The organism is Lapidilactobacillus wuchangensis (assembly GCF_003946645.1).
In the GTDB taxonomy this organism is placed as follows: Bacteria; Bacillota; Bacilli; order Lactobacillales; family Lactobacillaceae; genus Lapidilactobacillus; species Lapidilactobacillus wuchangensis.
Genome location: NZ_RHOU01000019.1, coordinates 19,103 through 27,568, shown reverse-complemented (window position 1 = coordinate 27,568; position 8,466 = coordinate 19,103). Strand labels below are relative to the sequence as shown.

The 8,466-nt window shown below is 43.2% G+C and carries 8 protein-coding genes; 5 read left to right on the top strand and 3 right to left on the bottom strand.

Annotated features, from left to right (window positions below; translation table 11 throughout):
* Positions 1 to 187: 187 nt before the first annotated feature.
* From EKM82_RS10640 to EKM82_RS10630, 3 genes are all read right to left on the bottom strand, one after another.
* Complete coding sequence (locus EKM82_RS10640; RefSeq protein ID WP_125769210.1) at positions 188 to 850, bottom strand: histidine phosphatase family protein; 663 nt, start codon at positions 848 to 850, stop codon at positions 188 to 190.
* A gap of 12 nt (positions 851 to 862) precedes the next feature.
* Positions 863 to 1,768 (bottom strand): proline-specific peptidase family protein, encoded by a 906-nt coding sequence (locus tag EKM82_RS10635; protein ID WP_125769207.1) that lies wholly within the window; start codon positions 1,766 to 1,768, stop codon positions 863 to 865.
* An 899-nt stretch (positions 1,769 to 2,667) separates the two neighbouring features.
* Complete coding sequence (locus tag EKM82_RS10630) at positions 2,668 to 3,657, bottom strand: aldo/keto reductase (RefSeq protein ID WP_125769204.1); 990 nt, start codon at positions 3,655 to 3,657, stop codon at positions 2,668 to 2,670.
* A 221-nt stretch (positions 3,658 to 3,878) separates the two neighbouring features.
* On the opposite strand from EKM82_RS10630, the gene EKM82_RS10625 reads away from it, so the two are divergent.
* The 5 genes from EKM82_RS10625 (at position 3,879) to helD (ending at position 8,080) form a co-directional block, all read left to right on the top strand.
* Positions 3,879 to 4,256, top strand: coding sequence for a fluoride efflux transporter FluC (locus tag EKM82_RS10625; RefSeq protein WP_164508259.1), 378 nt, complete (start codon positions 3,879 to 3,881; stop codon positions 4,254 to 4,256).
* Positions 4,256 to 4,618 (top strand): CrcB family protein, encoded by a 363-nt coding sequence (locus EKM82_RS10620; RefSeq protein WP_125769198.1) that lies wholly within the window; start codon positions 4,256 to 4,258, stop codon positions 4,616 to 4,618. Before EKM82_RS10625 ends, EKM82_RS10620 begins: the two co-directional genes overlap by 1 nt.
* 52 nt (positions 4,619 to 4,670) lie before the next feature.
* Positions 4,671 to 4,835, top strand: coding sequence for a hypothetical protein (locus EKM82_RS11705; protein ID WP_164508258.1), 165 nt, complete (start codon positions 4,671 to 4,673; stop codon positions 4,833 to 4,835).
* Positions 4,836 to 5,368: 533 nt separating this feature from the next.
* The gene (locus tag EKM82_RS11700; protein WP_164508257.1) at positions 5,369 to 5,590 is read left to right on the top strand and encodes a hypothetical protein; all 222 of its coding nucleotides are present in this window, start codon (positions 5,369 to 5,371) and stop codon (positions 5,588 to 5,590) included.
* 180 nt (positions 5,591 to 5,770) lie between these two features.
* A complete protein-coding gene (gene helD, locus EKM82_RS10615; RefSeq protein ID WP_125769195.1) occupies positions 5,771 to 8,080 on the top strand; it encodes an RNA polymerase recycling motor HelD in 2,310 nt (769 codons plus the stop codon).
* Positions 8,081 to 8,466 lie beyond the last annotated feature (386 nt).

Genomic DNA, 8,466 nt, shown 5'->3' with positions numbered 1-8,466 from the left:
GGATCTTGGCGTCAGCCGCCAAATTGTTCTTAGTGGCTGGGCCACTTAGAACAAGGCTTGTATTTGAGATTGTTGCGCAGCAATAAGCTCAAATCAATGCCGGCCGCGTTCCACGCCAAGCAGCCCGCAATGCAGTCAAGACCGGCTCTGTTTTACCACTTTAATCAGGTTTTAGCGGTTTTGCCTGTTAGTCAATCTTGTCCAAGCGATTGTAGTAAAGCACCGTGATACCTTCGGCAGTTAACTGCAATTTGGTGACACTGGCATTGCGTGGGGCAACGGTGGTGTCAAATTTGCCTTGACCGAATTTCTCAACAATACTCCGAATCGTGGTCCCATGACTGACTAGCAGCACGTTATCACCATTAATATTTTCCTCACGCAGCATTTTGAAACCTTTGCCAATGCGAGTCCAATATTGGGGTGCTGTTTCGGCATCGTGAAATGGATCAATGTCATGCATGAACTGTTTTGAAGCATCAATCCCGTATTGCGCAACAATTTTGCTAAAAGTTGGGGCACCATGGGGCGCACCGACTTGATACCAAGTTTGAGCGGAGTCAGCACCTTCAAAATAACCGTAGAAAACCTCGCGGAATAATGGGGTCGGGTGATAAGGGACCGTGGTATTCATGTTTTTGCCTAGAATAATCTCGCAAGTTCTCATGGCCCGAGTGGTATCAGAAGAATAAGCGTGGGTGAAAGTCAGATGGCGCAAACGTTCAGCGGCATCTTCAGCACCTTGAATCCCAGCCTCAGTTAGTGGTGAATCGGACCAGCCTTGCATACGATTATATTTATTGAAAAAAGTTTGACCGTGACGCACTAAATAAACAGTAATTGTTTTCATCAGTTACATTCCTTAGGGTTCAAAGTGGCCGCTTTCAACATCTTTGATGAATCGTTCCAAATGGGCAAAGTAAACATCAGGATTATCCATCATATGATGATGACCACCATTTGGGGTAGTTTCCAGACGCGCATTAGGAATTTGTTCAGACATCCGTAATGCCGATGACAGTGGCATAGTTTCGTGTTGGCCAAAGGTTAATAAAGTTGGCACGGTAATATTTTGAATTTGTTTGCGTAAATCGAAGTCTTTCAATTTACCAGTAACCACGAATTCGTTATCACCTTGGAAAGCATTATAAACAGGTGTTGCCATTGTAGAAATTAAATGGCGAATGGCAGTCGGTTGACGGCGGTCAACATAACCAGCATTCAAAACGTCAACATACTTTTGGTACTGAGGGTTAGCCCAGTCGCCATCAGCTTCGCAACGTTTCATAAAGGCAACTGCTTCAACTGGCAAAGCTTCTTCACGAACTTTATTAATATGAACAACATATTCATCAATGTTGTCGATCATGCTAGAAATAATGGCACCCTTCAAGTGTTGGCCATATTTCAGAGCATAAAGCATGGTTAAGGCGCCACCCCAAGATTGACCAATTAAGTAGAAATGATCAATGCCTAATTTTTGGCGAACTTCTTCAACTTCATCTAAGAAATAATCGGTTGTTAAATATTTCTTGGCAATTTCAGGATCAGAATAATCAGGTTGATCAGAATAAAATGAGCCTAATTGGTCGTACATATGAACTTGGACGCCTAAATCGGCTAATTTATCGCCAAAGTTTTCCCAGTATTCATGTGTGCCACCAGGGCCACCATGCAAGCAAAGTAAGTGAATATCGCCTTGGCCTTGCGTATTGGTCCATAAATGATAGCCGTTGTCTAATGTTAAAATAGTTGTGCCTTGTTTCATCTACGCCACCTAGTTTCTTTAATTTACTGTACATTGTCATTGTATCATTAGTTGTTAGTTTTGCGGGCCGAAAATCGCAAATCAATTGACTTTGGTCTAGTTGATCGTGCTGATTTGAAATTGTGATAAGACTTCCCCAATTAGAGTGGTGGTTGCTGGAAAATCCGGCGCAGGATATATTTGGTCGTCGATTTTAACCTAAACTAGTTTTGGGCAGAATGGTGGACAACTCCATTGCGGCCGGCGGGTTGTGGAACGTTGCCGGCGTTGATTTGAGCTTATTGCTGCGCAATAATCTCAAATACAAGCCTTCTTCTAACCGCTAAAGCGGCAAGAAGAATTTGGCGACTGACAACCCGGCGGCCTCCACTACGTTTTGAGCTAGATTCGTTCAGTTTAGATTTGATAGATATCAAGTCAGTTTCAGCAAGTATAGTTATCAATCCGTTCAACCACCCCTTGAGTAAACTAACAGAATCGAAAACTATTATGTTAGCAAACAAAGTCCAGCAGTAACAAAGCCTGATTAACAATTTCTCTCGATAAACAAGAAATTATTAATCAGGCTGTTTTTGTTTGCTATTTAAATATGACAACGATTGAATGCTAATTGTTCTGTCCCGCTGTTATTGCGTTGATAACTGGCAAAAGTAAAGTACACTACCTCAACTCCAGACGGAATGGAGGGCGTGGTTGTCAGCGGCCAAATTTGTCTTATTGCTTTAGCAATTAGACAAAGGCTCGTATTTGAAACAATTGTGGTCTTCAATTGATTCAAATCGATACCGGCCGCGTTCCACAACCAGCAAGCCCGTAATGGAGTCAGAACCAGTTCTGTTGCAACAACTTCACTAGGGCTTTAGTGGTTTTTGAATGTATTTTTTAGCTATGAGTCGAAACTACTTCAAAATCCGTTTAATCTCACGTTCTTCATCAGGCGTGAAGTCGAGATGGTCAGCGGCGTGAATATTGGCGAGCAGGTTTTCCTCACTAGTGGTGCCAATGATCACACTGGCCACTGATTTATCTTTCAATAACCAAGCTAATGCCATTTGGGCCAAGGTTTGGTCACGGTTTTTGGCAATCTCGTTTAACTTATTCAGTTTCGCGACGACGGCATCTTTGCCGTTCGCAAATAATTCTTGATTGGACCAGTGAATTGGGAAGTCATCGGGGATGCCGCCGAGATAACGGTCAGTCAGCAAGCCTTCAGCCAGTGGGCCATAAGCAACTAAGCTGCGGTTGTTTTGCTTTAAAACGTCCATTAAGCCGCTAGTGTACGCATCAGGCCGCAACATGTTGTAGGAGAATTGGTTGACGACAAAAGGTACCTTTAAATCAGTCAACAATTGAATCATAGTTTGGCTTTGCTCAGCGTCATAATTGCTAATGCCAATGTAAAGTGCCTTGCCGCTATCAACAATTTGTTTCAAAGCGAGCGCCGTTTCTTCAGGATTGGTTTCCGGATCAGGACGATGACTGTAGAAAATGTCGACGTAATCCATTTGCAAACGTTCCAGACTGTGGTCAATGCTTTGTAAGAGATTTTTGCGAGAATTGAATTTTTGATAAGGACTAGGACCCATGTCAAAACCGGCCTTAGTCGTGACAACTAATTCATCACGATAAGGTTTCAAATTGTGTTGGTAAATTTCACCGAATAGTTTCTCGGCGGAGCCAACTTCGGGCCGGCCATAATTATTGGCAATATCAAAACTGAAAATACCATTGTCGAAGGCTTTTAGAATCACTTTTTCACGGTCTTCAAGGGGATCAGCGCTGCCGTAATGACGCCAGAGTCCTAAAGTAATTAGTGGTAATTGTAACCCGGTATCACCGACGCGGCGGAAAGGTAATTTATCATAACGATCGCTTGCTGCTGTATACATCTAAATTCCTCCTCATTAATTAAGTTCCACTTCTATATTGTAGTGGTTCCACAGATGTGGGTCAAAAAATGCGTTGGCCAATGACGATTTGTTTGCTAAAAAAGTGACTGTTGATGGTGACTTGCCATCATTGTGCTGGTTAAAATCGCGGCTAAGTTGGCTAGACAAGATGTTTTCAAAAAGTCATAATGAAACTATGTTTTTTTGGAGGAGGTAACATTTTGACTAATTTGGCAATCATGATTTGTGCCTTCATCGGCGGGGTGACGCGTTTAGCGATTAGTCAGTGGTTACCCACGCCTTGGGCGACCTTAAGTATTAATTTACTGGGCGCTTTTTTGCTGCCAGTTTGGAATGACTTCTACGGGCCGAAAATCTGGCGTCAACGACGGTGGGCAATTTTAGGAATTGGGACTGGCTTCTTTGGTGCCTTTACCACCTTCTCAAGCTTTTGCCTAGATGTAATTAAATTGCTGAACCAGCAACAATTTAACACGGCAATTATTTATTTAATCAGTTCAATTTTCGGCGGGCTAATTTTAGCGTGGCTGGGCATTACCTTGAGTCAACGTTTGGCTGATCGGGAGCTGGTGAAATAATGGCGGCTTGGTTATTGGTTGGTATCGGCGCCAGCATCGGAGCATTAGGACGCTATCAGTTTACGAATTTCTATAAAAAATTTCATCCCCAAACAGGCTATCAGGCCACTTTATTGATTAATTTAAGTGGTGCCTTTTTATTGGGAATTTTAGGCGCCGCAACGATTACGGCGCAATGGTATGCTTTTCTGGGCGTCGGGGTTTGTGGAGGCTGGACCACTTTTTCAACGTTGAACAGTGAGTTTGGCGGTCAAATCGTGACTCGGAAATTCCGCCAGTTTGTACGTTACTTTTTGTTGACTTATGGTTTAGGACTGCTGCTTTGTGCGCTGGGCTGGTGGCTAGGACATCGCTTTTTCTAAACTTGCATGTTAAAATGGCGCTATGATAAGTTCGGCGCGGGGAGGCGGCAACATGGCCACAAAATCAATTATTACTGGTTTAACAACAATGATCGGTTTCATTGTCGGTTTTTATTTACACAAAATCTTTCTGTATACCATGCTGGGTTTAGCTATTGGTTATTTAATTGTCTTTTGGATTCCCTATGCGATTAATTGGTACAAAAAGCGGCAGTAGTTCGTTAATAGTCCCCAACTGGGCGGTTGATTTGAATCTAAACTGGTTTTGAGCAGAATGGCGGACAACTCCGTTACGGCGGTTGGGTAGTGGAACGCTGTCGACGTCGATTTGAACTTTTGTTACACAAAATCTTAAATACGAGTCTTCTTCTAAGCGATAAATCGCTAAGAATAATTTGGCAGCTGACAACCAGGCGGCCTCCACTGCGTTTTGAGCCAAGCCGCCCACTTTAGCTTTAAATAGATATCAAGGCAGCATTAGCAAAGTTAGACACCAATCGTCCAGCAACTACCTGATGAAACTAACGGAATTGATCACCACTGTTTTGAGAAACAAATTGAAGTATACTAATAGGCCTGTTTGACAAGATTTCTGGATAAAACCAGAAACTGCCCAACAGGCTTTTTTTGGTATTACTGTTCAGTTGTGGCCACAATTCAAATCAAGTTGATTAGTCCCACTATACTTGCCTCAAGCACTAACAAAGCTGAAGTGAACCACCTCAACTCCAGACGGAATGGAGGGTGTGGTTGTCAGCCGCCACCTTGTTCTTAGTGGCTGTGCCACTTAGAACAAGGCTTGTATTTGAGATTGTTGCGTTAGCAATAAGCTCAAATCAATGCCGGCCGCGTTTCACAACCAGCAAGCCCGGAATGGAGTCAGACGCTATTCTGCCTTATATCCATTCCTGGGTTTTATTTTTCGTAGTGCTGAAACGTGTTCGGGCTGGTAAAGGGCTAGGCATAACTTAAATAATACTTCGATCTGGTTTCACCAGCTCAAAGTATTATTTGAAGTTACGCTACGCCAAAAAACCACCAGCCCTCACACTCTAAGTTGTTTAACTAGACCGGATTAGTTATTTGTGATAAACTTATTCAATGCTTTTTTGATTAATCGGTTTATTTTGCTAGTAAAGGTTGTGGGGAATCATGGCAGAAAAAGAAAAATTTGTGCGCCAAACGCAGGCGGCCGAGCAACAGTATCTTGATCATGTCCAAGACGAAATTACGGTTGCTGAGGAAAAAGCTCAGCGGTCAATTGATCAGGCACAAACAGATGCGTCTTCCTTGAATAAACAGTTCAATGAAGAAGTGCATTTGAGTTACGGTAGTGATACCACTAATCTGGAAACGGCTTTGTCGATTCGTCAGCAGCAGCAAATGTTGGCTGAGCGTGACAATAGTCGGCAACAGTCAACCAAACAGTTGCAAGTTTTGCAGCGTCTGGCTAAGACGCCTTATTTTGCGCGGCTTGATTTTCATGAGCACGGCGAGCCGAAGCGCGAGACAATTTATATTGGCTTGAGTTCCTTTACTGACCAAAAAGATCATTTTCTGATTTATGACTGGCGGGCACCAATTTCCTCGATTTATTACGATGGTAAATTAGGTGACGTTACTTATCAAACGCCAGATGGCGAGCAAAATGTAAATGTGCTGCTCAAACGGCAATTTTTAATTAAAGATCAAGAAATCCAATCAATGTTTGACACCACCGAAACCATTGGTGATCAAATGCTATTGGAAGTTTTAGGCGAGAAGTCCAGCACCCAAATGCGGGCGATTGTCACCACGATTCAACAGGAACAAAATAAAATTATTCGAAATACCAGCGCCGATTTATTGTTCGTTCAAGGTGCAGCTGGTTCTGGGAAAACTTCGGCTATCTTACAACGGGTGGCGTTCTTACTGTATCGTTATCGCGGTAAATTGAATTCGAGCCAAGTCATCATGTTTTCGCCGAACCAGTTATTTAATGATTATATTGAAAATGTCTTGCCAGAATTAGGCGAGCAAAACATGGTCCAAATGACTTACCGCCAGTTTGTTGGCCGCCGTTTACCACAGTTGGAGATTTTTAATCCGGCGGCGCAATTTGATGTGGTTCAAACTGATTTGGCCAAGAAAATCAATCAAATTAAGACTGGCTTGCCATTTTTCAAGGCAGTTCAGCGTTATGCCAAGTTATTGGAAAAAAGTGGCATGATTTTCCGAGATTTGAAATTCCGCGGCAAGCCTTATTTCGCTAAAGATAAAATTGCCGAAATTTACTATAGCTTCAATGAAAACTATCATTTGGCCAATCGCATGGACGCGACCCAAGAGAAATTAGTTCAGTTATTAAATCGTAAAATTGAGCCCGAAACCCGTAAAAAATGGGTGGCTCGCACAGTTGAAAGTTTGACTGACGAGCAATTGCAGTCACTATATAGCCAAGTTGATCAGGAATTTGAGTCCAGTGATGCTGAGTTTAAATATTTGGCCCGTAAAATTGTCACAAAAGAATTGCAGCAGGTCAACAAAGGTATTCGCCGTTTCCGCTTCGTGAATAGTCGGGCCCAATATTTGCATTTCTTACGCCAAATTCCGTTGCTCATTAATTTAGCTGATTACGGCGTTACTAATGAAGAGTGGTTGGCTGACGTAGCTCAAGTTCAGGCTGACTTTAAGGATAAGCAGCTGAATTTAGCTGACGTGAGTCCTTATCTCTATTTAATCGATTTGGTTTGTGGTCGCCGACCTGACCGCAAGATTCGGTTCGTTTTCATTGACGAAATTCAGGATTATACGCCATTTCAGTTGGCTTATTTACAGGAATCGTTCCCTAAGGCGCGTTACACGATGTTGGGCGATTTGAATCAGGCCATTTTCACGGGTAGCAGTAGTCATAGTTTGTTAAATCAAGTGCAAAAATTGTTTGCGGCGGACAAAACAGAAGTTGTACAATTGACTCGTTCATATCGGTCGACGAAACCAATCACCGAATATACGCGGGCGTTGTTGCGTAACGGTCAAACCATCGATACTTTCGAGCGGCCCGGCAAGTTGCCCAATGTGGCAGTGCGGCCAAAATCAGCGGATTTAGATGGTTTATTATTGCGGCAATTGCAGGCTAATGACCAGCGCAACTTCACCACCGCCATCATTGCCAAAACTAAGCGCGAAAGTGAAGCGATTGCGGCTTACTTGAAGTCTCAAGATTATTCGGCCACGTTAATTCGCTCCGAAAACCAACGCTTGGCAGCCGGGACGTTAATTGTGCCCGCTTACCTGGCTAAGGGGCTGGAATTTGACGCAGTGATCATGTGGGATGCTTCAGCCGCCAACTATCACGACGAGGACGAGCGGCAGCTGGTTTACACAATTGCTTCCCGAGCGATGCACAGCTTGACAATTTTAGCAGTCGGCGAATTATCACCACTGCTTGCTGTTGACGAAAAACTGTATGAAGTTGAATAAGACTGATTAAAGGTGAATTGGTTTAAAACAGAATTGTGCTGGCGGCGACTGCGTTCTGGATCCCTTTGGCGTGGAACGCGGCCGACACTGATTTGAGCTTATCGTTTCACGACAATCTCAAATACAGGTCTTATTCTAAGCGGTAAACCGCTAAGAATAATTTGGCGGCTGACGCCAGACTCCGCCACTCCGTCGCCGCCTAGCTTATTCGGTGCTTGTTAGTCCATTTAGGGCTAGTAACACAATCGGCAGGATTTAGTTTGTAAATTCAGCTTGTTTGCAGAAGTTTATTAATAGTTTGATTAAGTGTTTGAAAAAATAGTGGTGATCAGTTTTGTTAGTTGACACAGGTGGTTGCTGAGCGATTGTCGTCAGCTGTGAAATTA